The sequence below is a fragment of the Alkalicoccus urumqiensis genome, from assembly GCF_002993335.1.
Taxonomy (GTDB): Bacteria; Bacillota; Bacilli; order Bacillales; family Salisediminibacteriaceae; genus Alkalicoccus; species Alkalicoccus urumqiensis.
Genome location: NZ_PVNS01000008.1, coordinates 46528 through 71347 on the forward strand (window position 1 = coordinate 46528; position 24820 = coordinate 71347).

General features: G+C 49.7%; 22 protein-coding genes. 13 read left to right on the forward strand and 9 right to left on the reverse strand.

What is annotated here, in order from left to right:
- Positions 1-16 precede the first annotated feature (16 nt).
- From proC to C6I21_RS09400, 3 genes are read left to right on the forward strand one after another with little or no spacing between them, the layout of a single operon-like run.
- Complete coding sequence (proC, locus tag C6I21_RS09390) at positions 17-826, forward strand: pyrroline-5-carboxylate reductase (protein ID WP_105959211.1); 810 nt, start codon at positions 17-19, stop codon at positions 824-826.
- Positions 820-1221, forward strand: coding sequence for a secondary thiamine-phosphate synthase enzyme YjbQ (locus C6I21_RS09395; RefSeq protein WP_105959212.1), 402 nt, complete (start codon positions 820-822; stop codon positions 1219-1221). The genes proC and C6I21_RS09395 overlap by 7 nt, the downstream gene beginning before the upstream one ends.
- Before the next feature lie 17 nt (positions 1222-1238).
- Positions 1239-2849, forward strand: coding sequence for a putative polysaccharide biosynthesis protein (locus tag C6I21_RS09400; protein ID WP_105959213.1), 1611 nt, complete (start codon positions 1239-1241; stop codon positions 2847-2849).
- A 67-nt stretch (positions 2850-2916) separates the two neighbouring features.
- Here the strand turns inward: C6I21_RS09400 and C6I21_RS09405 are convergent, their stop codons facing one another.
- The gene (locus C6I21_RS09405; RefSeq protein WP_105959214.1) at positions 2917-3270 is read right to left on the reverse strand and encodes a winged helix-turn-helix transcriptional regulator; all 354 of its coding nucleotides are present in this window, start codon (positions 3268-3270) and stop codon (positions 2917-2919) included.
- Positions 3271-3476: 206 nt separating this feature from the next.
- Here C6I21_RS09405 and wrbA point away from each other — a divergent pair, with 206 nt between their 5' ends.
- The 4 genes from wrbA to C6I21_RS09425 all read left to right on the forward strand — a co-directional run bounded on the left by wrbA (position 3477) and on the right by C6I21_RS09425 (position 7916).
- Positions 3477-4097, forward strand: a complete 621-nt coding sequence (wrbA, locus tag C6I21_RS09410; protein WP_105959215.1) for an NAD(P)H:quinone oxidoreductase — start codon at positions 3477-3479, stop codon at positions 4095-4097.
- 615 nt (positions 4098-4712) lie between these two features.
- On the forward strand, positions 4713-5903 hold the full coding sequence (gene ftsW, locus C6I21_RS09415; protein WP_245411589.1) for a putative lipid II flippase FtsW: 1191 nt from the start codon (positions 4713-4715) through the stop codon (positions 5901-5903).
- A gap of 10 nt (positions 5904-5913) precedes the next feature.
- A complete protein-coding gene (rodA, locus tag C6I21_RS09420) occupies positions 5914-7089 on the forward strand; it encodes a rod shape-determining protein RodA (RefSeq protein WP_105959217.1) in 1176 nt (391 codons plus the stop codon).
- Positions 7090-7208: 119 nt separating this feature from the next.
- Positions 7209-7916, forward strand: a complete 708-nt coding sequence (locus C6I21_RS09425) for a pseudouridine synthase (protein ID WP_105959218.1) — start codon at positions 7209-7211, stop codon at positions 7914-7916.
- Positions 7917-8393: 477 nt separating this feature from the next.
- On the opposite strand, the gene C6I21_RS09430 is transcribed toward C6I21_RS09425, so the two are convergent.
- Together C6I21_RS09430 and C6I21_RS09435 are read right to left on the reverse strand one after the other, a co-directional pair.
- On the reverse strand, positions 8394-8612 hold the full coding sequence (locus tag C6I21_RS09430; RefSeq protein ID WP_105959219.1) for a DeoR family transcriptional regulator: 219 nt from the start codon (positions 8610-8612) through the stop codon (positions 8394-8396).
- A 73-nt stretch (positions 8613-8685) separates the two neighbouring features.
- Entirely contained in the window at positions 8686-8886 is a 201-nt protein-coding gene (locus C6I21_RS09435) for a hypothetical protein (RefSeq protein WP_142393248.1), read from the reverse strand.
- Positions 8887-9072: 186 nt separating this feature from the next.
- Here C6I21_RS09435 and C6I21_RS09440 point away from each other — a divergent pair, with 186 nt between their 5' ends.
- Positions 9073-10242 (forward strand): MFS transporter, encoded by a 1170-nt coding sequence (locus C6I21_RS09440; RefSeq protein WP_105959221.1) that lies wholly within the window; start codon positions 9073-9075, stop codon positions 10240-10242.
- Between the two features lie 106 nt (positions 10243-10348).
- Here the strand turns inward: C6I21_RS09440 and cysK are convergent, their stop codons facing one another.
- Positions 10349-11296: a cysteine synthase A gene (gene cysK / locus C6I21_RS09445; RefSeq protein WP_105959222.1), complete on the reverse strand. Its 948-nt coding sequence runs from the start codon at positions 11294-11296 to the stop codon at positions 10349-10351.
- A 105-nt stretch (positions 11297-11401) separates the two neighbouring features.
- Here cysK and thpR point away from each other — a divergent pair, with 105 nt between their 5' ends.
- The 3 genes from thpR to C6I21_RS09460 are packed head-to-tail and all read left to right on the forward strand — an operon-like array spanning position 11402 to position 13175.
- On the forward strand, positions 11402-11974 hold the full coding sequence (gene thpR, locus C6I21_RS09450) for an RNA 2',3'-cyclic phosphodiesterase (RefSeq protein WP_105959223.1): 573 nt from the start codon (positions 11402-11404) through the stop codon (positions 11972-11974).
- Positions 11959-12885 carry a nuclease-related domain-containing protein gene (locus tag C6I21_RS09455; protein WP_105959224.1) on the forward strand — a complete coding sequence of 309 codons (927 nt, stop codon included), beginning with the start codon at positions 11959-11961 and terminating at the stop codon, positions 12883-12885. Before thpR ends, C6I21_RS09455 begins: the two co-directional genes overlap by 16 nt.
- A gap of 32 nt (positions 12886-12917) precedes the next feature.
- Positions 12918-13175, forward strand: a complete 258-nt coding sequence (locus C6I21_RS09460; RefSeq protein WP_105959225.1) for a hypothetical protein — start codon at positions 12918-12920, stop codon at positions 13173-13175.
- Between the two features lie 76 nt (positions 13176-13251).
- Here the strand turns inward: C6I21_RS09460 and C6I21_RS09465 are convergent, their stop codons facing one another.
- From C6I21_RS09465 to glgB, 5 genes are all read right to left on the reverse strand, one after another.
- A complete protein-coding gene (locus C6I21_RS09465; protein WP_105959226.1) occupies positions 13252-15678 on the reverse strand; it encodes a glycogen/starch/alpha-glucan phosphorylase in 2427 nt (808 codons plus the stop codon).
- Between the two features lie 117 nt (positions 15679-15795).
- Entirely contained in the window at positions 15796-17208 is a 1413-nt protein-coding gene (locus tag C6I21_RS09470; RefSeq protein WP_105959227.1) for a glycogen synthase, read from the reverse strand.
- 128 nt (positions 17209-17336) lie between these two features.
- Positions 17337-18440 carry a glucose-1-phosphate adenylyltransferase subunit GlgD gene (gene glgD, locus C6I21_RS09475; protein WP_105959228.1) on the reverse strand — a complete coding sequence of 368 codons (1104 nt, stop codon included), beginning with the start codon at positions 18438-18440 and terminating at the stop codon, positions 17337-17339.
- A 12-nt stretch (positions 18441-18452) separates the two neighbouring features.
- Positions 18453-19589 carry a glucose-1-phosphate adenylyltransferase gene (locus C6I21_RS09480; RefSeq protein ID WP_105959229.1) on the reverse strand — a complete coding sequence of 379 codons (1137 nt, stop codon included), beginning with the start codon at positions 19587-19589 and terminating at the stop codon, positions 18453-18455.
- A complete protein-coding gene (gene glgB / locus C6I21_RS09485; protein ID WP_105959230.1) occupies positions 19586-21511 on the reverse strand; it encodes a 1,4-alpha-glucan branching protein GlgB in 1926 nt (641 codons plus the stop codon). Before glgB ends, C6I21_RS09480 begins: the two co-directional genes overlap by 4 nt.
- Positions 21512-21856: 345 nt before the next feature.
- Here glgB and pulA point away from each other — a divergent pair, with 345 nt between their 5' ends.
- Together pulA and C6I21_RS09495 are read left to right on the forward strand one after the other, a co-directional pair.
- Positions 21857-23911, forward strand: coding sequence for a type I pullulanase (gene pulA / locus C6I21_RS09490; protein WP_105959231.1), 2055 nt, complete (start codon positions 21857-21859; stop codon positions 23909-23911).
- Between the two features lie 93 nt (positions 23912-24004).
- Positions 24005-24781, forward strand: coding sequence for a phosphotransferase (locus C6I21_RS09495; RefSeq protein WP_425352498.1), 777 nt, complete (start codon positions 24005-24007; stop codon positions 24779-24781).
- Positions 24782-24820 lie beyond the last annotated feature (39 nt).

Here is a 24820-nt window from a genome sequence, read left to right on the forward strand (position 1 = left end):
GCAGAGGTGAAAAGGTATGGAAAAATGGAACGTCCTATTTATTGGTGCCGGGAGGATGGCAGAAGCCGTTATTTCCGGTATCGTGAAGAAACAGCCGGAGGAGATCGGCACGATCACTGCAGCGAACCGCTCGGATCTTGAACGGCTGCAGTTTCTCCAGGATAAGTACGGGATTACAGTGACCACAGACTGGCTGCGGGCTGTAAAAGAGCAGCAGATGATCATTCTGGCGGCGCCGCCCAAGGCACACGACTCCCTTCTGAAAGCTGTGCGCCCTTTTCTAACGAACCAGGTTGTCGTTACGGTCGCTGCCGGCATCGACCCTGCATATATGGAAGGCCGTCTGCCGGAAGGCACACCGGTCTGCTGGGTCATGCCGAATACAGCGGCGCAGGTAGGCATGTCCATGACGACGCATACGTACGGAGCGCATATCCGTCCGGAGCATAAGCCTTACATAGAAGCGGTATTGGAGGCAATTGGACCAGCGGAGGAAATGTCTGCAGAACAGGTTCATCACATGACAGCGATTACCGGCAGCGCTCCGGCTTTTATCTATTATATGGCCCAGGCGCTGGAGGAAGCGGCAGTATCCTATGATGTAACCGGCGAACAGGCACGCAGGCTTGTTTCCACGATGATGCAGGGAGCAGCCAGGATGCTCTCTGAAGGAAAAAGTCCGGAAGCATTGATGGAGGAAGTGGCTTCCCCTGGAGGTTCGACGGCGGAAGGACTTCATGTGCTTGAAACCTACGAAGTGGATAAAATGATCCGGCAGGCGGTCGATGCCGTCAACCGCCATGCTGCACAAGGAGGAAAATCATGATTACGATGTCCGTTTCAACCACCTCCCATGACCAGATGATCGATATTACATCAAACGTCCAGCAGGCAGTGGACGAAGCAGGTGTACAGTCCGGTGCAGCTGTGATCATGAGTGCCCATACAACAGCAGGGATCACCGTAAACGAAAATGCCGACCCCGATGTGAAAACAGATATGCTCCGCCGTTTCCGCGAGGTATATCCATGGGAGGACCGCCGGGATCTTCATATGGAAGGAAATACGGCGGCCCATATGAAAACAAGCACTGTCGGCGTATCACAGACAGTAGTTATTGATAAGGGAAAGCTGGTTCTTGGAACATGGCAGGGGATTTATTTCTGTGAGTTCGATGGACCGCGCGAACGAAAATATCACGTGATGGTTCTGCCCGCGTAAAAGGGAGTAATGGAGGAATGTCAGATTCGCAGCTGCTCCGGGGGACAATGATCCTTTCGGCAGGCATATTTATTACAAAAATGCTCGGTTTAATTTATATCTTTCCATTTACAGCAATTGTGGGTCACGAAGGGCTGGCGCTGTACCAGTACGGTTATACGCCTTATACCGTGCTGTTAAGTCTTGCAACGCTCGGCGTACCGCTTGCCGTTTCCAAGTTCGTCTCTAAATATAACGCGCTCGGCGACTACCGCACCGGGCAGCGGCTTCTGCGTTCCGGATTGATCATTATGTCAGTCACCGGAGTGATTGCTTTTTTCATTCTGTTTTCCGCAGCAGAAATGATCGCAAACCGTGTGCTGGATCCGGACAGTCTTAACGGCAACACGGTGGAGGACGCAGTGTTTACAATCCGGATGGTCAGTGTGGCACTGCTGATCGTTCCGGTGATGGCAGTCATCCGTGGGTTCTTTCAAGGGCATCAGTCGATGGGGCCGACGGCTGTGTCGCAGGTGATCGAGCAGATTATACGTATTGCATTTATATTGATTGTCACCTACTGGATCATGAATATGACAACAGGGAATCTCGGGACTGCTGTAGGCTTTGCCACATTCGGTGCTTTTGCCGGAGCGGTGGGAGGACTTGCGGTTCTGCTTGTCTACTGGAAGCGGAGGGCACCCGGGTTAAAACAACAGGTGCGGGATAGTACGGTGGATCACCAGATTCCGCTCACCTCGATGTATAAGGAATTATTCCGGTATGCCGTCCCGCTTTCGTTCGTCGGTCTCGCTATTCCGATGTATCAGTCAATCGACTTATGGACGTTCAATCCTGCGATGCAGGCAGCTGGTTTTTCGCTGGAGCAGGCTGAAACATATTTTGCTTCCTTCGGCCAGTCTTCCCATAAACTGATACTGATTCCAGTGTCGATAGCGACAGCAATGTCGATGACGATCCTGCCGACGGTCACTTCTGCTTATACGAATCAGGAGCACGACCGGCTGCAGCGGACGATCACACAGACGTACCAGATCATTCTGTTTCTCACGATTCCGGCAGCCGGCGGACTGGCCGTCGTTGCCCAGCCGATGTACGGAACGTTATTCGGTCTCGAAGAAGTCGCGGCAGGCAGTGACATTCTCCGGGTTTATGCTCCAACAGCTGTATTATTTGCGGTATTTGCTGTCACCGCGTCCCTCCTTCAGGGGATTAACAAGCAGAAATATGCGGTGCTGGCGCTTATTGCCGGTGTGGCGTTCAAGCTGGCATCCAACAGTCTCTTTATCCTCTGGTTCGGACCGGAGGGAGGCGTTTTCGCAACGATGGGAGGCTATATTTTGTCTGTCAGTATTAATGTCTGGGCTGTCGGACGCTTTGCGCAGTTTGATTACCATGTTATCCGCAGGCGCCTCCTGCAGATCACCGCTTTTACGGCCGTGATGCTCCTTATAACAGGCTATCTCGCCTGGGCACTTATGCAGATTTTCCCGATGGATTCACGCACGAACGCAGCTATTGTATTATCGTTATCGGTAGCAGCTGGAATACTCATATACGGTGTGCTCACGATCAAGACCGGTATCGCCGGCAAAGTGCTCGGCCACCGCTTCTCGATACTTAAATAAGGCACAACAAAAAACAGCCCGGATGCGGAATGCATCGGGCTGTTTTTTCGGCTCAGCTTCTGTGCGGTCAGGTGCCGGTGGACGCAGCCGCTGGATCAGCTGTTTCGGGCTGGTCCATCCACTGCTCCGCCCAGGACTGGATTTCATCCAGTGCAGGCTCAAGCGCGCGGCCTTTTTTGGATAGTTCATACTCTATCCGGACCGGTGTTTCCGGATAGACATGGCGCTCTACGACGCCCATTTCTTCCAGCTGCTTCAGCCGGTCCACGAGCATTTTGTCACTCATGCTTGGTATATTTGCAGAAATGTCCTTAAAGCGGGATGGCCCGCTCAGCAGTACGCGGATAATCAAGCCGTTCCAGCGCTTGCCGAGAAGCTGAAACGCAGACTCAAACTTCGGACACATTTCGAATGATTCCATACCTTTCACCTCATTTCGCTCCAATAAAATAGAACGACATTTCCTATGTCTATAGTATAACACAGGGAAGGTAGTTAATATCAAGGTTATATGTAAATAACTTTTCGAAAGTAATAAACGATTATATATAGGTTTAATGTTGTACAAAACAAGGTATAAGCTTCTACAGGTCCTATTCAACCAATTCAGAAGGAGTGTATTATTTTATGACTACTGTACTTGTACCGTATTACAGCACGTTTGGACACATTTATACCATGATGAAAGCAGCAGCGGAAGGAGCGGCGGAAGTTCCCGGCGTGGAAGTGAAAATTGTCCGCATCGAAGAGTTTGAAGCAGCTCGACAGGCTATGTCCGGTCAGGATGCCTACGTGCAGGCGCAGGAAATGCAGAAGGACATCCCGGTCGCAACCCACGAAGATCTGAAGTGGGCGGACGGCATCGTCTGGGGTATTCCGACTCGTTACGGCACGATGCCTGCACAGATCAAACAGTTCCTGGATACAGCCGGCGGTCTATGGGCGAACGGAGAACTGGAAGGGAAAGTAACAGGTATCGTTACGTCCACCGGTTCGATCCACGGCGGCCAGGAAACGACAGCTATCACATCGCTTATTCCGTTTCTCCACTTCGGCATGATCTATGTCGGTCTGCCTTATGGCCAGAACCCGGAACAGATGACGACAGACGGCATCGGCGGTTCCCCATACGCTGCATCGACAGTAGCAGGGCCGGACGGCAGCAATCAGCCGGATGAGCGTGACCTTACAATGGCCCGCCGCTTAGGAAAGCGCGTCGCTCATGTAGCACAGAGCATCCACGGATAAGAAGAACATGCAGAAGACTCCGGATTTCCGGGGTCTTTTTTTTGAGAGTACAAGAAAGTATAAAATTCGAAACTTCTTCCGAGCAGGGATGCCAAGGGTTTTGGTATTTCAAAGCTTTGTTAAATTAACTATTTGCTTCTGTTGGTAGAGTCTCTCCGCTTTTCGGCAGAAGCTTGCCGTGGGGCTTGTCTTCCAGCCGGGCGCTATTTGCACGGCTGTATAGCATGAGCGGAGCCGGCCTATGGTTTAAGGCGCAGGGCAGCGAACTTCTGCCATGCGGCGCGGCCGCGCGGAGCCATGCTACTTGTAATAAAAGTGTTGTACGGCTGCAGGTGCAGGCAGAAAGCGGGAACCTCTTCAATAGACCTCTCTTTTCTTTTAAGACCAGGCGGTTTCTGCCTGGTTTATTTTGAAACGTGATGATGGACAGACCATGTCTCCATCATCCGGCTGATGAAGTTTTAGTGGAAAGGGAGCTTTTTCACATAACAGACAAGCTCCGGCAATTGTGTTAAATCATTGAACAGGCGGGAATCCAGCGAAAGGCACTTTTAGGGTGTTTCCCCATCTGATATAATGAATCAATCAATGGACTGTGGCAGAGGGGGTGCAGGGTTGTCTGAAAGAAGATGGTACATAGACTGGTATTTGATTTCCGCTGTCTTATTCATGTCGGTATTCGGCCTGATTATGGTCTACAGCGCCAGCTTTGTCGAAGGCTATCAAGTGTATGATGACCCGATGCACTTTTTGAAGCGGCACCTCGTCTGGCTGATCCTCGGCGGTACAGCATTCCTCTTCATGATGTTTTTTCCGTACCGTCATTTTAAAAAATTTATTTTGTACATTCTGGCAGCATGTCTGCTTCTGTTGACTCTGGTCGTCATTCCCGGCGTCGGACACACTGTAAATGGAGCAACGAGGTGGATTGCCATCGGAGGCTTCACCCTTCAGCCTTCGGAATTTGTAAAGCTTGGTATGATTATTTACCTTGCCTATATTTATTCAAAAAAACGTTCGTACATTAATGACTTCAAGCAGGGGCTGGCACCGCCGCTTGTAATTGTTTTTCTTGTATTTTTGTTAATTATGCTTCAGCCTGATTTAGGTACGGCGACAGCAATTGTCATGGTTGCAGGTCTTCTCGCCTTTTTTACAGGAGCTAGATACTGGCATTTATTTGCACTCGGCTCCCTTGCCGGGGCGGGGCTGTGGTTTTATGCCAGTACGGAAGAATACCGGATGAACCGTATTACCGGTTTTATGAATGCCTTTGAGCTGCAGCAGACAGAAGGGTTTCAGCTTGTGCAGTCCTATATTGCCATCGCGCACGGCGGACTGACCGGGGCAGGATTTGGCAGAAGTGTGCAGAAATTATTCTACCTTCCGGAGGCCCATACGGATTTTATTTTAGCGATCGTCAGTGAGGAGCTCGGCGTGCTCGGTATTCTCGCAGCGCTCGGGGTAATGGCATTTATCATCTGCCGGGGCATTGTTATCGGTGCCCGCTGCCAGGATGATTTCGGCAGTCTTCTTGCATTTGGTATTTCCTGTCAGCTCGCTGTTCAAGTAGTATTCAATGGAGGAGCGGTAAGTGGTGTGCTTCCAATTACAGGAATTCCATTTCCATTTCTCAGTTATGGGGGATCCTCCCTTCTCATCACACTTACAGCGCTCGGTATTCTGGCCAACATTTCCAGAAGAACGGAGAAAGACAGGATCCACCGGAGTGAAAAAGGCAGTCAAGAATATAACTCCCCTGAAGGTGTGTCGACGCCGCGAAGGGAAGCAGGAATAAGTAGGTGACAAGAACGTCATGCAGGAGCGAAAAAGTGCATTACAGCAGCTCGATTTAAGTTTGTTATTTTTTCTGTTCGTATTAATGTGTATCAGTCTGCTGGCTATTTACAGTGCAGGGAACTCCGCGCAGTACAGTGCGGATCCCTCTTATTTTGTGCAGAGGCAGATTATCTGGTTCGCCGTAGGAACGATCATAATGCTTGGAGCGATGGTCGTTGATTATGAAGTATTTAAAAATTTTTCTATATGGATTTATGGAGTCAGCATGATACTTCTTGTTGCTGTTCATTTTGCAGGAATCGAAGTTAACGGAGCACAGCGCTGGATCGGCCTTCCGAATGTATTTACGTTTCAGCCTTCAGAGTTCGTAAAGATCTTTATGATTATTACACTCGCCCATCTTCTCTACACAATCACGAAAGTCCCGAGACCGAAAACATTCACATCGGATGTCATTGTTGTAGCGAAAATACTCGGTGTCGGTCTTCCACCGTTCGCGCTGATTCTGATTCAGCCCGATTTGGGCACCGCGCTTGTTATCTTTTTCATTATGGTTATTATGATTCTGATGGCCGGCGTCACTTTCCGGATGATCGGTCTGCTGACGACGATCGCTGTTTCTGCGGTTACTTTCCTCGTCTGGATGCACAATAATGCGTATAACGTCTTTATTCAGATCATTAAACCCCACCAGCTCGACCGGATTTACGCCTGGCTGGATCCGCAGGAAAATATTGCTGGTGAAGGTTACCAGCTGTATCAGGCAATGCAGGGGATCGGAGCAGGAAGACTTTACGGAAGCGGCTTTATGGAAGGTGTGAAATCGCAGAGTGGGGATCTCCCGGAGATTCATACCGATTTTATTTTTACAATAATCGCTGAAGAGTTTGGTTTCCTGGGAGCAACGATACTGATCATCGTTTATTTTCTGCTCCTGTACCGCATGGTTATTATTGCATTCACATGTAATAATACATTCGGAACGTATATTGTTGCCGGAGTCATCGGACTGTTCGTCTTTCAAATTTTCCAGAATATTGGTATGACTATCGGTGTTGTGCCGATTACCGGTCTGGCGCTCCCATTTGTCAGTTATGGGGGAAGTGCACTGGTGACGAATATGCTGGCCGTCGGGCTTGTGCTGAATGTAAATATACGTACGAAACATTATATGTTTGGTGAAGATGATTAACTGTTCATACAAATATGAAACGATGTATAACATCCTGTCCGGCAGCCGCCGGTCAGGATTTTTCTCCGAATAAGCGTTAAAAACCAGCATTAAATACCAGGTGAAAGGGGTGTCTCCGCATGCGCGCAGATAAATTGATGTCCGATCTCGGCTATGGATCACGGAAAGAAGTGAAGGAGCTTTTGAAAAAAGGAGTATTAAAAAAAGAGGGGGAGGCAGTAACACTCGGAAAGACGCAGGTGGATCCGGAACGTGATGAGATACTGCTGTACGGGGAAGAACTCGTGTACCGGACCCACTTGTATGCCATGATGAACAAACCAAAAGGGGTCATTTCCGCAACAGAAGATGGGAAGGAAAAAACGGTCATTGATCTGCTGGAACCGGAAGATCAGCAGTTTGCACCTTTCCCGGCGGGCAGGCTCGATAAAAATACAACCGGTCTCGTTTTTTTAACAAACGACGGCAAGCTTGCCCATCAGCTGACCTCTCCGCGGAGGAAAGTCGGCAAAGAGTATATCGTCTCTCTGCACCGCCCCTTTACAGAAGAAATGAAAAATATTCTTGAAGCCGGCGTACTGCTTGAAGACGGGACGGAGACAATGCCGGCTCATATTACAGAAACAGAGGATCCGCATGTCATCCATATGGAAATTTATGAAGGGAAGTATCATCAGGTTAAGCGGATGATTGCCGCATGCCGCAATCATGTAACCGGGTTGAAGCGGATACGGATTGGTCCACTTGTTCTGGATGAATCCCTTGCCGAAGGAGAATACCGGGAGCTATTGGAAGAGGAGATTGAAGCACTGAAAAACGAAACGTGACAGCTGCCCGCGGCAGCTGATTTCTGCGCAGACCTGCCGAAAAAGCACCCCCTGCAAGAAGCGGGGCCACTGAAAATCTCACGCTTTTAATTGAATGAAAGTAAACTCACAGAAAAAAGACGACTAATTTCCAATTTTTGGATCTGGTTGTCTTTTTTTTTCATGGAACTCTTTTGATCACTTTCATGCTTTTTATCCAAGGCTCAATCAGACGAAACGAAAGACGGGGAAAGAGCATGAGGTGAAGACCCCGCAGAACATCCAAAGGATGTTGGAGGAGGCTGAGGCCATGCCCGCGGCAAGCTTCCGTCTGTAGTGCAGTCTGATTTCACTAATTGAAAAGGTTAAAGTTTCTTTTCGTGTATCAAATTGTGCAATAAAAAAGAAACTCTCCATGTAGAGAGTTTCTTTAATAGAGACTTTTTCAGTGGCCCCCAAGAAGCTGCAGGGGGTGTTTCACGCTTCGTTTCAGGGAAATCAGGAAACTTTCGTGCGGCGCTGTGTCACCGACCAGATGCCGCGTTCTGAGGAAGAGACGAGACCGTTGTATTCGAGCACATTCAGATCGCGCTGAACTGTACGTTCCGTCGTACCGAACTCGTCTTTGAGTTCCTTTGTAGAGACCGTTCCTTTCTGTTTGATGTAGAGGTACATAGATTTAATACGAGTTAACATACGATCAGTTGACGGTTTCAAAAAACCACTCCTTCATGTTTGTTACCCAATAGAAATCCCGGCACATCAAGTGCAGAAAGGGTGTAATCGTGACTTAGAGACGGACATCAACACGGCTGCCGGCATCCGGATGGGGAGCTTTCGGCGCCTCATTTCCAGCATCAGCAGTGTGAAGTTCTTCCAGCATTTTCATACTCTGTGCTGCCTGAGTCGACAGTGTGCTTTTCATGAGGTTCATGGAAAGCGTATGCTGGAGCTGCTGCGTCTGTGCCTGCATGGCTGAGCTTAGGTTCACAGATTTCCCCTCCTTTATCTGATATTTTACACGTTTCGCCTCTCATTCGTAAAGTGAAATAATCGTAAAATTCGTAAATCGCACGTAAAGAGCCGTGGAAACGTTCGGAATCTGCCTTTAATTCCTGTGATTTCAGGCGTATACTGGAAATTAGAAGATTATTGAGAGAAAGTCAGGGATGTATACATGACCGAGGCGCAGCGTTTTTACCGTATGAAAGGTTATTTTTTCTTTGTATATTTTGGATTCGGTGGATTATTTCCGCTTCTTACCGTTTATCTGCAGAGTGAAGCAGGACTGAACGGTACACAGATTGGTGTGATTACATCGATCGGTCCGATTGTTATGATTATCATTCAGCCGCTTTGGGGGATGCTCAGCGATGTGACGAAAAAGCCGCGCCTTCTGCTCGTCATTGCCTCGATCGGATGCGGAGCGGTCGGCCTTACTTATTTGTTCGCAGAAGCGTATGTCGTTTATACCGCAGTGGCTGCCGGCATCGCGCTGTTTCAGAGTGCGCTGATTCCACTTTCGGACAGCATGGCGATGAATTATGTTAAAAAGAAAGGCGGAGATTACGGCCGTATCCGTATGTGGGGAGCGGTCGGTTTTGCGCTATCGGTCTGGCTTATGGGAACCTTGTCTGATACGTTCGGTCTGCAGGTTATTTTTTACGGGTTCGCTGTCGTACTGCTGATCAGTGCCTGGCACGCTGCAGGGATGCCGAATGAATCCGGTACCGAAAAGGTCGATTTAAAAGGCGGGCTGAAGCAGCTGATTCACGTACGATCATTCAATGCCTTTCTGCTCGTCACATTTCTCGTCTACGGCCCGATTATGGCGAACAACTTCTACTTCGGCGTGTTAATTCAATTTGTCGGCGGAAGTCTCGCGGGCGTCGGGTTTGCCTTTTTACTGGCTGCAGGAAGTGAAGTTCCGTTTATGAGGTGGGCAGGGGCATGGATCCACCGCCGGGGGATTTTATTCATTCTTGGAGCAGCTGCACTGGTTTCGGGTCTTCGCTGGCTGTTTTATGCAGGTGGTCCGGATCCGGTATGGATCTACATAACGACAATCATGCAGGGATTCAGTATAGGCCTGTTTGTTCCTGCGGCACTTCAGTTCGTAACGGATATTGCTCCAGGTCCGGTGAAAGCGACAGCCGTATCGATTTATGCCGCTGTCGGCAATGGAATCGGTGCCTTCTTTTTCAGTTTAAGTGCCGGTCTGCTTCTGGACTGGTTTTCTATTACAGAAGTCTATCTCTTTTATGGAGTAATGACGCTTCTCGGTGCCGTGCTGCTTCTTTATATTGCCTGGCAGCGGAAGGGTATGACGAACGTTGCAGTAAACTGAGAAAATAACAAAAAAGCATGGAAACAGCACAGGATTCTGCCGATATAATAGACAGAGCCGTGCTTTCCATGCTTTCTTTCTGCTTTCGTTCAATGTTAACGGAGGATCAGGATTCGAAATCAAACAGATCCGTGGACAGATAGCGTTCTCCGGTGTCGCAGGCAATCGCAACAATCACGTCATCCGGGCCGAGCCTCTCTGCCACCTGAAGTGCTGCATAGCAGGCGGCACCCGAGGAAGGGCCGACAAGAATACCTTCTTTTTGAGCCAGGTGGCGGGCCGTTTCGTATGCATCTTCATCCGTAATTTGAAAAATCTCTTCATAGACGCTCTCGTTTAATATTGGTGGCACAAATCCAGGGGACGTACCGACCAGTTTGTGCGGACCAGGCTTTCCACCGGATAAAACAGGGGAGCCTTTCGGTTCAACGACATGGATCGATGCCTCCGGATATGCTTTTTTCAGCTCTTCACCGGTGCCGGTGATCGTGCCGCCAGTGCCGGAAGTAGCGACGAAAGCAGAAAGGGGGCGGCCGATCTGCTTCATCGACGTCTTAATTTCTTCGGCCGTCGTATGTCGGTGGGCATCCGGATTGGCTTCATTTTCAAACTGCATCGGCATGAACGCATTTGGATCGGCCTCTGTTATCTGCCTTGCTTTCTCAATTGCACCGGGCATTTTTTTATCACCGGGAGTAAGTACAACTTCGGCGCCGTACGCTTTCAGAAGGTTAATCCGCTCCTGGGACATCGTGTCCGGCATCGTCAGAATGGCTTTGTATCCTTTTGCTGCAGCATTCATTGCCAGGCCGATCCCGGTGTTGCCGGAGGTAGGCTCGACGATAACAGAATCCGCATGGAGGAGACCTGCTTCTTCTGCCTGTTCAATCATATTCGCAGCGGCACGGTCTTTTACGCTTCCGCTCGGATTCATAAATTCCAGTTTTAGATACACCTGCGCATGTCCGGGTTTCCCCGTCCGCTGAAGTTTCACAAGCGGAGTGTCTCCAATCAGTTCATCCATCCTGTTCACTACTTTTGACACGATCGACATCCTTTCTTCATCCTATTATTGTCCCGGAATAGAAAGTCGCTTTTTCCGGGTGGTTTATTGGGTAATTGCTTTATATAGTATAGCACAGGAAAGGGGGCGGTGATAATGGAACACCACTTCATTGCCGTACGTACAAAGGGAGACGCCGCCGTCACTGCGGAAAAAGCACAGGCGGAAGCGGAGCTTGATACCTATTTTAAAACGCTCGTGCATCCAGCGGATTTTCACATCACGCTTTTGTTTCTCGGAGGATGGGACATGGAAAAAACGAAGCAGCTGTGGAAAGCGCTCCAGAACGCAGAGGCTGCGGGAGGAAAGGTGAAGATGGAGGGATACGGTTGGTTTGGCAGCAGAGAGAGGCCCGGTGTCTGTTATTTGGATGTGAAAGAGGAAGGACCGCTTCCCGCACTTTATCAATGTATAACAGAAGAAGCAGCGAAGCTGGGGTTTCCCCTTCCAAAAAGGCCGTTCAAACCGCATGTCACACTTGCAAAGAAATGGGCAGGAGGGAATCAGCAGCTGGTTCTGCCGGAGTATGTACCGGCATCAGAGCAGGTTGTGAAAGAAATCGACCTTCTCCGCGTACATCCGGGAAAGAAACCTTCTTATGAAACATTGGATATACTGGAGTTAAAAGAAGCAGAAGGAAAAGAGGGGAACAGATGGCACAACTCGTAAAACTGGCAGACTATGTTTCCCGATATGAAATAGACATTCACCGCTACCCGAGCCGGTTCGTCCGGCTCAAGCGGGAAAGATGGGACCGGCTTTACCAGGACTGGGAGGCCGTGCGCCGCGGGGATGGAGAGCTGGCCCAGCATTACCGGAAGCCGGGAGAAGGCTGGAAAGAAAAAGCACGCAGCCTGTTCAGCCGCAGAAAAACGCAGGAGGAAGTGGAACTTCCTGATGACTGGCAGCTCCGCAACAAATCACTTCCGGAATTAAAAAAACAGTTTCAGGATGAGCTGTTTTCCTTTCAGCTCAGCTGGGCGAGCTCGACGGTATCAGAAATTTCTGCTGTCGACGAGCATTATCAGAAAGACCCGCTTCTCCGGCTGTTCGTTTCGGCACTGCCGGACACCTGCTTTCTTTTCTACGAGCCGACGCTTTATGCCCGGAAAGCGCCGGTGGACTGCGACGTCATCCTGCTCACACCGAACGAGATATGGATTATTCATACTCTGTCAGGATCAGAAGATACGATCTACAGCCGGATCGATCAGCGGCACTGGGAAAAGAGAGAGGGAGAAAGCCGGAAAAATATGCTGAGTCCGCTGCTTTCACTGAAGCGGACGGCGTCTGTTGTAACGACGATTCTGGAAGAAAAGGATATTACCTATCCAGTAAAAACAGCGGTGATGACGCTTGATGCTTTTTTGGACGTGCCGCGTTCCGGCAGGCAGGTGCGGTATGTGGACCGGAGAGAGCGGGAGTCGTTCATGGGCTACTTCGAAAAAATGCAGGCACCGATCAAGTCCGGCCAGTTAAAAGCAGCGGAAGCACTTCTGGATCATGCAGCGACGATATCGAGAAGGCGCCCCGGCCAGGAAGACGGCAGTGATGTTGAAAATCCTTCTGAAGTAGAGTAGTATAGATGAGGCTGTATGCTGGAGGGATTTGGATGATAGACAAACAGGACGTGGTGGAAGTGCGGCGGACCTTTGACTGGGCCGGTGCCCAGGGAATTGAACTTATGACGTCATCGCATCAAGTGTTTGCACCGACATGGAAGCAGGCAAAAGTAGAGCTGGAGAACCTGTGTGGAACAAAGGATTCACGCCTGTGGCGCATCCAGCCGCCGATGAGTATGGAAGAAGCAGAGCACATAGACCGGATGCTGCTGGAATGGGCAGATGCGGAAAGTCGTGAAAAAGCATAATTTCCTGCAATGGAAAAACCTCCCGGATACGCTGGTATCCGGGAGGTTTTTCCTATTAGGAGAACATTGTGGGAGATCAGGAACGTACCGGCGTCAGCTTCCAAATGTCGGACGCATACTCATGAATCGTCCGGTCACTCGAAAATTTCCCGGAATAGGCCGTGTTTGCGACGCTCATTTTCTGCCAGTGACGGGGATCCCGGTACGCCTGCTCTACCAGTTCCTGTGTAACGACGTAGGAATCAAAGTCTTTCAATACGAAATAAGGATCGTTGTGGTAAAGGATATGATAGAACAGATCTTTAAATTCGATTTCCTGAGAGCCGAACTCTCCGCCGTGAAGCTGATCCAGAATGCGGCGGATCCGTTCATCGGTATGATACAGATCTTTTGCATTGTAGCCGCCCTCCGCATAATAGCGGTGCACTTCCTCACTCGACAGACCGAAGATGAAGATGTTGGATGGCCCGACCAGATCTTTAATTTCAATGTTGGCTCCATCGAGGGTACCGATCGTTAAGGCTCCGTTCATCATCATTTTCATGTTGCCCGTACCGGAAGCCTCTTTACTGGCAGTGGAAATCTGCTCACTCAGATCCGCTGCAGGAATGATTTTTTCAGCGAGGCTGACATTGTAGTTTTCGAGAAAGACAACTTTCAGGCGGTCGCCGATAACAGGGTCCTCGTTTACGATAGAAGCAACGTGGTGGACCAGTTTGATAATCTCCTTCGCCATGTAATAACCGGGCGCTGCTTTCGCTCCAAATATAAACGTCCGGGGCGTCAGGTCCAGGGACGGATTGTCCTTTAATTCATTGTACAGGTGGATGATATGAAAAATATTCAGCAGCTGCCGCTTATATTCATGAAGCCGCTTAATCTGTACATCGAAAATTGAATTTTCGTTTACGTGGATACCGGTTCGTTTTTGGATCAATTCCGCCAGTACTTTCTTGTTTTCCTGCTTTACCTGCCCGGCCGCTTCAAGGAAGGCTGCGTCATTACTGTAGCGGACGAGCCCGCTCAGTTTCTGCGGCTGACTGATCCACTGCGGTCCGATGGCTTCTGTTACGACATCTGCCAGACCGCGGTTTACCTGCAGCAGCCAGCGGCGGTGCGTAATTCCGTTTGTTTTGTTATTGAATTTTTCCGGATAGAGGCGGTAAAAGCGGTTCATTTCCCGTTTTTTCAGTATTTCCGTATGCAGATGCGCGACACCGTTTACGCTGTGGCTGCCGACGATCGCAAGGCGGGCCATGTGCACCTGGTCGTCAGCAATAATCGCAAGGTGCGGAATATCGAGCCGCATGTCCGGATGATCAAACCAAAGTCCGCGGCAGAAGCGTTCATTAATTTCATTAATGATCATGAAGATACGCGGCAGAAGCTGCTGGACAAGATCAACCGGCCATTTTTCCAGTGCTTCGCTCAGCGTCGTATGGTTCGTATAAGCAAGCACAGCTGTTGTAATCTTCCACGCTTCCTCCCAGCTTAAGCGCTCTTCATCCATTAAAAGCCGCATCAATTCCGGAACAGCAAGAGAAGGGTGGGTATCATTAATCTGAATCGCTGTCTTCTTATGAAGCTCCCGGATGCTGCCGCCGTTAGCTTTATACTCGCGGAGAATATTCTGGATGGTCGAAGAAACGAGGAAATACTGCTGCTTCAAGCGCAGTTCCCGTCCTTCCAGGCTGGAATCATCCGGGTAGAGAAACCCTGAAATCTGCTCCACGGAATGCATGTGATCCAGATGGTGATAGTATCTGCTTTCCGAATCGCCAGGGATTTCCGCTTCGTGTTCCGGCAGTTCTGCACTCCAGAGGCGGAGTGTATTTACGACATTGTTGCGGTAGCCGACGATGGGAACATCATAGGGGACAGCCAAAACCTCATCTGCATGTTTGTAAGTGAATTCCAATGAACCATCCGCACGGGCGTGGCTGTGCACCTCGCCGCCGAAGTAGATCTTTAAGGATTCATTCGCTTTTCGGGTTTCCCAGGCGTACGCTTCTTTCAGCCAGTAATCCGGCAGTTCCACCTGGTTGCCGTGAATGATGCGCTGCTCAAACAATCCATACCGGTAGCGGATCCCGCTGCCGTGACCAGCATATTTGAGCGATGCCATCGAGTCCAGAAAACAGGCAGCCAGTCTTCCTAGTCCACCGTTGCCGAGTCCGGCATCGTGTTCCTGATTATATACGGATTCGGGATCGCGTCCGAGCTGGCGCAGTGCATCACTGCATACATCCAGAAGACCGCAGTTCATAAGATTACTCTCCATAAGACGTCCGATTAAAAACTCCATGGAAATATAATAAATCTGTCGTTCATTACGCTTTTCATACCGCTGGCGGGTTTCCAGCCAGTCTTCTGTAATTGAATCCTGGACGATGGAGGCAACAGCCTCGTAGACATCCTTATCATCGGCTTCTTTTATTTCCTTCCCCCGCTTGCGGCGGAGCTTATCTTCCAATAGTTGTTGAAATTCTGTCGTTGTATACAAAAAAGTGACCTCCCTCGAGAAATAGCAGTGCACGTGAAGGGCAGCAGCCCGGCATTGAAACCTGGGCAGTCTGCGGGAAAACGGGTGGCGGCAGTTCCTCCTGGAGGGATTTCTCCATCATAAGGTCAGAAGTTCTTTATACATTCCATCGTAAAGTTTTGCAGAATCTTTCCAGCTGAACCGGCTTTTGTTGACGTTCTGCAGGAGCGGCTTTAATAGTTCCGGACGGGAGTAAATGAGGAGGGAATACCTCATCGTATACAGCAGTTCGTGTGCATTATAGTTCGCAAAGCTGAACCCATTTCCTTCCCCGGTGATTTCATCATAGGGAAGAACAGTGTCCCGGAGTCCGCCGGTTTCCCGGACGATTGGAATTGTCTTGTACTGAAGAGAAATCAGCTGGGAGAGACCGCACGGTTCAAACTTGGACGGCATCAGGAAAAAGTCGGCTGCAGCATAAATCTGCCGGGCCGTTGCTTCACTGAATTTAAGGAGCGTTACCATTTTATCGGGATATTTTCCTGCAAAATGGGCGAAGCTCTGCTCAAAAGCATAATCACCGGTTCCGAGAATGACAACCTGAACGTTTTCCTGCAGAAATTCATCAAGAATCCGTTCAAGCAGGTGGAATCCTTTCTGCTCTACAAAACGGGATATGGCTGCATACATTGGAATATCTCCGTCTTCCGGAAGGCACAGCTCGCGCTGCAGCCAGCGCTTGTTTTCTTTCTTTTTTGCTCTCGACGTCCGGTAGGGGACATAGAGGTTCGGATCTTTCATCGGATCATAATCAGCTGTATCGATCCCGTTGACGATTCCCATAAGGTCGATGGAACGCTCGTTCAAAAGCGGGTCGAGGCCTTCGCCGTAGTACGGCTGTTTGATTTCTTCCGCATAGGAAGGGCTGACTGTCGTAATTTTATCCGCGTGGAAAATAGCCGCTTTCATGCAGTTGATCATGCCGTGCCACTCCATGCCTGGGAAATGCTCCGGTCCGACATTCATCAGATCATAAAACGCTTCGTGTGTCATCCAGCCCTGATATTGAATGTTGTGAATCGTAAAGACACTTTTTAAATCAGGCATCATGATGTTGGCGAAGGCGACCGCCATACCGGTCTGCCAGTCGTGCGCATGAAGAATATCCGGTCGTTCTTCCATGCCTTGAATAATTTCAACGACTGCCCTGCTGAAAAAGACGAAACGTTCGCCGTCATCAAAGTAGCCATAGGCGCCGTGGCGCCCGAAATAAAATTCATTTTCGACGAAATAGTAAGTAATACCGTCCCTTACCAGTTTATGAAGGGCAGCTCCCTGACTTCTCCAGCCTACCGGTACGTTAAGTGTGCCGGCTGGAATGAGCTGAGAGCGGTACGCTTCATCCATCTGGTCATAGAGCGGCAGAATGACGCTGATCTCATGACCGGTCTGCTCACGCAGTGCCTGAGGAAGTGAGCCGATAACATCAGCAAGTCCTCCGGTTTTAACAAAAGGGGTACATTCCGATGCAGCGAAAACAATATGTGTCACGTAAGGCTCCTCCTTGCGTCCGGATATGAACCGGCGTTTCCATAGTATCTATATCAATAGGTGTGCCCCTGCAAAGTAGGGGAGCCGGTATTTCCGGCCCCCTGTGCTGACGTTCTGCAGGTGACAGGTCAGATAACTTTCCGTTTTGCGACGATGAACGGTTTCTCAGATGAACCAATAAATGTTTGACCGCCGCTTATCTTTACGTCTTTGTCCAAAATGACGTTTTCCAGATGAACGCCTTCTTCGATCGTACAGCGCTGCATGATGATGGAATTTTTAACGGTAGCGCCTTTCTGTACTTTTACTCCTCTGAAGAGGACACTTCCGCTGACGTCCCCATCGATGACGCATCCGTTCGCGAGAAGGGAATTTTTCACATCGGCAGTCTCACGGTATTTCACCGGTGGCTCGTTACTGATTTTCGTGCGGACATATGAATTATCGAAAAATAAGCGACGGTACGCATCCGGGGAAAGCAGTTTCATATTATGACGGAAAAAGCTTTCGATGGAATTGACGAACATGGCATAGCCGTTGTACTGATAGGATTCCACATGCAGTTTATCCAGATTTTCTTTAATGCCGTGGAAGAAGAAATGATCTTTATGAAACGCGATGCATTCATCAACGAGGTCCATCAGCACATCTTTTTTAATGATATAGACATTCGTGAACGCTTCTTTGTTGTTCTGATCATTTGTAAGCTGCGTTACTCTTCCGTTATCCGCAGTTACACGGAGCTGGGACTTGTGTTCCGGGAGCTCATCATCCAGGTGGACGGTCAGGAGAGTGACATCGGCGCCGGATTTTACATGATGATTAAACATCTCTTCATAGTTTGTATTAGCCAGAAACTGACTTCCGCTGATCAGCACATGATCCGCTTTGGAACGATTGAAGTAATCGCGGTTGTTGTGAAAATGGCGCAGGTCTCCTCTGGAAATATCGGTAGGATCGTTCCAGTCAGGAGGGAGGATGAACAAACCGCCGTGCCTGCGTGCAAGCTCCCAGTCAGATCCGGTGCCGACATGGTCCATCAGCGAACGGTACTTTTTGTTCGTAAAAACGGCTACTTCTTCAATTTCTGTTTTTACCATATTGGACAGGGTGAAATCGATCAGTCTGTACCGGCCGGCAAACGGTGTTGCAGCACCGCAGCGGAAATACGTCAATTCTTCCAGAAAGTCATGCTCGTGCTCTAAATTAATTAACCCCATTAGTCTCCGCATGGTCATCCCTCCTTAAGTTAGCTGCTCTACGTAGTCACGGTTAATAACAACAGGTTCTTCTTCCGTCGTTCCATCGATCACGGTGTTATCAGGAATGTCGACGTTTTCCATAACAATGGCCCGCTTCACCGTACATCCTTTGCCGATTTTCACATTTGGGTGGAGAATCGATTCAGAGACCAGGGACTGTGCGCCTACATCGATACATTCAAACAAAATTGAGTTTTTCACCGTGCCGCTGATCCAGGAGCCCGAGTTGATAAGGGAATTTTCCACGACCGCATTCTCATCGAGAAACTGCGGCGGATAGTTTGTATCCTGTGAATACGTCCGCCATTCCTTATTGTTGAGTGAAACCGAAAGGTCCTCCTCCAGAAGATCCATATTCGCTTCCCAGTAGCTCTGGATCGTTCCGACGTCTTTCCAGTAGCCTTCAAAGCGGTAGGCGAACATCCGCTTCTCGTCGTTCAGCATCGCCGGTATGACGTCTTTTCCGAAATCGTGGTCGGACGTATCGGATTCTGCGTCTGCGACAAGGTATTCCCGAAGCGTTTTCCAGTTGAACAGGTAAATGCCCATCGATGCCAGGTTGTTTTTCGGTTTGGCAGGCTTTTCATCGAATTCGTAAATTTCCAGGTTGTCATGTGTATTCAGAATACCAAAGCGTGAAGCTTCCTCCCATGGCACTTCAATAACAGAGATTGTCGCATCCGACTGCTTCTCTTCATGGTGCTGGATCAGTTCCTCGTAATTCATCTGATAAATGTGGTCGCCGGAAATGACGAGAACATATTCAGGATCATACTGATCGATATAGTGTATGTTCTGGTAAATGGCGTCCGCTGTCCCCTGATACCAGCTCCCGCCTTTTTTCGCCGTGTAGGGGGAGAGAATCGTCGCTCCGTCCTCCTGGCGGTCCAGATCCCACGGCTTGCCGATACCGATATGCTTGTTTAATACGAGCGGGGAATACTGTGTCAGTACACCGACAGTATGAATCCCCGAGTTGGAGCAGTTGGAGAGGGTGAAATCGATAATGCGGTACTTTCCTCCAAACGGCACGGCCGGCTTGGCCAGGTTTTTCGTGAGCAGGCCGAGCCGTTTCCCTTCACCGCCGGCGAGCAGCATGCCTACACATCTCTTTTTCATGAGGAAGCCTCCTTCTGGTTTGGAATTGATTCTTCTTTCCGCTTAAATACACAGACAGCAAACGGCGGAACTTTGATTTTTATATGCTGAGGGTGGTCATGCCACCGCTCCGGCATCGTGAAATGGAGACTGTCATTCTCCTGTCCGGACCCGCCGTATTCCGCTTTGTCCGAACAGAAAATTTCCGTATAGGTGCCTGGATGAGGAACGCCGACTTTGTAATCGTAATACACTTCCGGCGTGAAGTTGCAGACGACCGCGAGCGTTTCATTTCCGTAGCGGCTTTTCCGCAGGAAGCAGGCAATACTCTGCTCATTGTTATGCGGATCGATCCATTCAAAGCCTTCCGCTTCGTGGTCCAGTTCAAACAGGGCAGGGTGGTTCTGATAAAACGCATTTAATTCTTTTACAAAGCGCTGCATGGCATGGTGTCTCGGATAATCGAGCAGGAACCAGTCCAGTCCAGCCTGGTCCCGCCATTCCACGTACTGACCGAATTCCGCGCCCATGAACAAAAGCTGTTTTCCGGGGTGGGCCGTCTGATATCCGAGCAGAAGGCGCAGCTGGGCGAACTGCTGCCACTGATCCCCCGGCATTTTATTCAGAAGGGATTTTTTCCCGTGAACGACCTCATCATGGGAAAGAGGCAGAACAAAGTTCTCACTGAACGTATACATAAAGGAAAAGGTCAGATTGCTGTGATGCCATTTCCGGTAAAATGGATCATACTCCATGTAGTCCAGCATGTCGTTCATCCAGCCCATGTTCCACTTGTAGTTAAATCCAAGGCCGCCGGTATAGGTCGGTGCGGTAACAAGCGGGATGTCGGAACTGTCTTCAGCCATCATCAGCACATGGGGGTCATAATGAAAGACCGTTTCATTCAGCTTTTTTAAGAAAGCGAGTGCTTCTAGATTTTCTTCGCCGCCGTAGGTATTGAACAATTTACCTGCACCATCCGGAAGGTCGAAGTTTAAAGAGATCATGCTGGCGACAGCATCTGCGCGGATGCCGTCAACATGCATCTCCTTAAGCCAGAAAACGGCGTTCGATATGAGGAAGCTCTGGATTTCCGGTCTGCCGAAATCAAAAGTAAGTGTTCCCCAGGAAGGTTTGTCGGCTTTACGGATATCGGCATATTCAAACAGCGGTTCCCCGTCAAACTGGCGGAGACCATGCTCATCCCGGCAGAAATGCCCCGGAACCCAGTCCATAATGACGCCGATTTCCTCCTGGTGGCAGCGGTCGACGAAATATTTAAATTCCTCCGGCGAGCCGTAGCGGCTCGTGACCGAATAATAACCGGTAATTTGATACCCCCAGGATAGATCAAACGGGTGTTCCGCAAGCGGCATAAGCTCTATATGGGTAAACCCCATTTCTTTCACATAAGGAATGAGCATATCTGCCATTTCTGTATAGGAGTAGAGAGAACCGTCTTCTTTCTGTTTCCATGTTCCAAAATGAACTTCGTAGATAGAAAGCGGCTGGTTGTAGGAAGGGACACGGGCTTTCGTTTTCTGCCATTCGGCATCTGACCATTCATACGTTGAAGGGGCAGGTACGACCGAAGCAGTCGCCGGACGCACTTCCGATTCCCGTGCATACGGATCTGATTTCAATCCGCTCCAGCCGTCGGGATGCGTGATCGCGTATTTGTACGTCATGCCGGGTTTGAGGTCCGGGAAGAAACCTGCCCATACACCGGCTTCGTTCTGTTTCGTAAGCGGGTGGGAGGTTTCATTCCATTCGTTAAAGTCTCCGGTAACGCAGACAGAAGAAGCATGTGGTGCCCAGACAGCAAATCGGCAGCCTTCTTCGCCGTCGACTGTCTGCATATGCGCGCCGAGCAGGCGGTAGGATTCGAAGTGGGTTCCCTGATGAAATAAGTAAAGCTCATCTTCAGGGAGAGTGTATGTCATGAAAAAGCCCCCCTCTCAAGGGAAAATGTTGTGCATTTGTATTATTCTCTGTCCAGCAGTGATTTTCCTGTACCGATGTAAAAAAAGTGAGAAAATTCTTGTTTCATTAAGAGGCTTCCTCCCGCAGCCAGACAGAAACAGGCAGCAATTACAGGTGATAAGAAGCTGTGCAGAGAATACATTTTTCTTTTCCCCATCAACTCCGTGCAGAAACGGGAAATAGTACGTATAATAGGAAGTTCAATGTGTAAAGAGGCAGGAACATTATTTTGACTTTCGTAACTGCTTGAAACGGATGAAAAGAGGGAATTTATCCGTTAAGAAGGATAGAAATGGGGAAACAGAATGAACGTCTGGATGGACGACCGCTATACAATTGAAATTAATGAAGAAATAGATACCCACTGGGCAGAGCTTGTCACAGAAGCCGGGCCGATGGAGCTGCAGAAAACCGAAGCATTTCTTTACCAGTCAAAAGAACCGATGCCGGTGGAGGATGATCTCCGCTTCCGGATTGAAGAGAAAACATATCCGGTGTATTTCCGCGGGGTTGTCACAGACCCTGCGTTTGATGCGGCCTACCCTGCAGAGAAGGAAATACTTGGAGCCACAAGACAGGACGGCGGAACCGTTTTCCGCGTCTGGACTCCTTCCGCGTCGTCTGTGAGAATATGTACGTACAGCCAGACATATCCGATGCACCGGAAGTATAACGGAACCTGGGAGCGCTGGACGGATGACTGTCCGCACGGCACGCCTTACTGGTATGAGGCAGAAGTACATGGGGAGACGATCCGCACGCCCGACCCATACGCAAAAGCGCTGACCGTAAACAGCAGAGAAAGCGTCGTTTATTTTCCGGAAGGGCGTCAGTCCGTATCAGAGCGGCCGCCGCTTCAGCACACACAGGATGCGGTCATTTATGAAATACACGTTCGTGATGCAACGATTCACCCGGACAGTGGTGCGGAGAATAAGGGCACGTACCTCGGACTTGCTGAAAAGGGAACGGTGTCTCCGGAGGGGTACACGACAGGTCTCTCCTATATTAAAGAACTCGGCGTCACGCATGTGGAACTGCTGCCGGTAAATGATTTTGCGCGCGTCGATGACCTCGCTCCGGAAAAGCAGTACAACTGGGGATACGATCCGCTTTTCTTTCAAGTGCCGGAAGGGAGCTATGCCTCCCGTCCGGATGTTCCTGAAGTACGCATAACCGAACTGCAGTATCTTATCGATACGTTTCATGAAGAAGGGCTTCACGTTGTCCTGGACGTCGTTTTCAATCACGTTTATGTAATGGAGGAATCCCCTTTTGAAAAACTTGTGCCGTGGTATTATTTCCGCCGTCACTGGAGCGGTGAAATCAGTAACGGCACCGGGGTCGGAAACGATATGGCGACAGAGCGGCACATGGTCCGGAAATTTTTTCTTGATACCATTGATTACTGGCTCTGCCATTTCCGTGTCGACGGGTTCCGCTTCGACTTGATGGGGGCGCTTGATCAGGAGACGATGCGTCAGATTGAGTTGCGCTGCAGGGAAGAAGATTCCCCGATTCTTCTGCTTGGGGAAGGATGGGACCTGCCGACCGCACTGGCGCCGGATCAGAAAACGGTCAATACACAGGCCGGGGACGTTCCCGGGATCCGTTTCTTTAATGATATGTTCCGGGATTCGCTGAAAGGGCCGGTTTTTGATGTGGAAAGCCTTGGCTACGTGAACGGAAAAGGACTGGGAATTGAGCGGATGTTTCAGCTTGTAAAAGGGTCTGCGGATCCATTTGACAAGGGTTCACCGCCGCATACGTCTGAAGTGACCCAGACCGTAAATTATATTGAGTGCCACGATAATCATACACTCTGGGATAAGCTTGAACGCTCCAACAAAGGGGAATCGGAGGAAGACCGCAGAGCACTGCATCAAATGGCTTCCGGACTGATGCTCGTCAGTCAAGGAGTACCGTTTCTACACGCCGGTCAGGAGTTTTACCGGACCAAGTCGGGAGATGGCAACAGCTACATCTCCCCGGATGAAATCAACCGCCTCGACTGGAGACAGAGAGAGGTACACGAAGAAGATATTCAGTTTATCCGAAGCCTGATCGACCTCCGGAGACGTTTTGATATTTTCCGGCTCCGCACAAATGAGGCGGTGCGGAAGCGTCTTTACCGGCTGCAGACTCCGGCTCCGGTCTTTGGCTTTATGCTTCTTGATACCGACCGGGATTTCTGTGTCTACGCTAATCCTGTTAAACGGCGCCAGGAGATTGAACTGCCTTCTCCGGGGCCGTGGCAGCTGCTCGTATCCAATAAGGAGAGCCGGGATGTGACTATTCACAGTGAGTTCACGATGCTTGAACCGTACGAGTTTCTCGTGATAAAAAAATCAAGGCGGTAGTTGAACATTCCTGCAAACTTCTTTACAATGATAAAAGGCTTTTTGTGCGCAGGATTGTCATACCCGCAACGTTGACAGATAAGGGTGAATAATGTGGAACATTTTATGGGAGAAGGCTGGCGGCTCCGGCCTGCAGGCGGCGCTACCGGTGAAGCGTACGTTGCCGAACAGGGAAAACAGAAAATATTTGTAAAGCGCAACTCTTCTCCTTTTCTTGCAGTTTTGTCTGCAGAAGGCATTGTTCCCAAATTACTGTGGACGAAGCGGCTGGAAAATGGAGATGTGATTACCGCACAGCAGTGGATCAGCGGCAGGGAACTGACGGTGGAAGAAATGAATCAGGACCGGACCGCAGGACTCCTTGCTAAAATCCACCGTTCCAATGAACTGCTGGCGATGTTTAAGCGGATGGGCAACACACCGCTTTATCCGGAGGAAATTGTACAGAAGCTGGAAAGGCAGAACGACAGCGATACAGATATAAAAAGGCATCTGGATCACATACGCACGCTGATGCCGTCCGTTCAGGAAGAAACGTACGTGGTCTGTCATGCAGACGTTCACCATAACAACTGGATTGAAGATGATCAGGGAAGTTTATTTCTTATCGACTGGGATGGAGCGCAGGTAGCAGATCCTGCGCTCGATTTGGCCCCGCTTCTTTACGGATATGTGCCGAAAGAACACTGGGCGGACTGGCTCGACCGTTACGGCGCAGAGCCTTCGAATAGCCTCCGGCACCGGATATGGTGGTATCGTTTAATTCAATGCCTGGAAAACATCCTCTGGTTTCGAAGTGTCGGACAGGAGGCAGAGGAACTGGAGTGGCAGTATCAGCTTGAAAAAGCCTGGGCTTCTGCTCCGGATTAATATCCGCTGGAGGAAGAAATCGTCATCATTCTATACTCC

Excerpts from the sequence above, each read along its gene's own strand:
- proC (WP_105959211.1), top strand. The coding sequence starts at position 17 with ATGGAAAAATGGAACGTCCTATTTATTGGTGCCGGGAGGATGGCAGAA.
- C6I21_RS09400 (WP_105959213.1), top strand. The coding sequence starts at position 1,239 with ATGTCAGATTCGCAGCTGCTCCGGGGGACAATGATCCTTTCGGCAGGC.
- C6I21_RS09405 (WP_105959214.1), bottom strand. The coding sequence starts at position 3,270 with ATGGAATCATTCGAAATGTGTCCGAAGTTTGAGTCTGCGTTTCAGCTT.
- wrbA (WP_105959215.1), top strand. The coding sequence starts at position 3,477 with ATGACTACTGTACTTGTACCGTATTACAGCACGTTTGGACACATTTAT.
- rodA (WP_105959217.1), top strand. The coding sequence starts at position 5,914 with ATGCAGGAGCGAAAAAGTGCATTACAGCAGCTCGATTTAAGTTTGTTA.
- C6I21_RS09425 (WP_105959218.1), top strand. The coding sequence starts at position 7,209 with ATGCGCGCAGATAAATTGATGTCCGATCTCGGCTATGGATCACGGAAA.
- C6I21_RS09440 (WP_105959221.1), top strand. The coding sequence starts at position 9,073 with ATGACCGAGGCGCAGCGTTTTTACCGTATGAAAGGTTATTTTTTCTTT.
- cysK (WP_105959222.1), bottom strand. The coding sequence starts at position 11,296 with ATGTCGATCGTGTCAAAAGTAGTGAACAGGATGGATGAACTGATTGGA.
- thpR (WP_105959223.1), top strand. The coding sequence starts at position 11,402 with ATGGAACACCACTTCATTGCCGTACGTACAAAGGGAGACGCCGCCGTC.
- C6I21_RS09455 (WP_105959224.1), top strand. The coding sequence starts at position 11,959 with ATGGCACAACTCGTAAAACTGGCAGACTATGTTTCCCGATATGAAATA.
- C6I21_RS09460 (WP_105959225.1), top strand. The coding sequence starts at position 12,918 with ATGATAGACAAACAGGACGTGGTGGAAGTGCGGCGGACCTTTGACTGG.
- glgD (WP_105959228.1), bottom strand. The coding sequence starts at position 18,440 with ATGCGGAGACTAATGGGGTTAATTAATTTAGAGCACGAGCATGACTTT.
- C6I21_RS09480 (WP_105959229.1), bottom strand. The coding sequence starts at position 19,589 with ATGAAAAAGAGATGTGTAGGCATGCTGCTCGCCGGCGGTGAAGGGAAA.
- glgB (WP_105959230.1), bottom strand. The coding sequence starts at position 21,511 with ATGACATACACTCTCCCTGAAGATGAGCTTTACTTATTTCATCAGGGA.
- pulA (WP_105959231.1), top strand. The coding sequence starts at position 21,857 with ATGAACGTCTGGATGGACGACCGCTATACAATTGAAATTAATGAAGAA.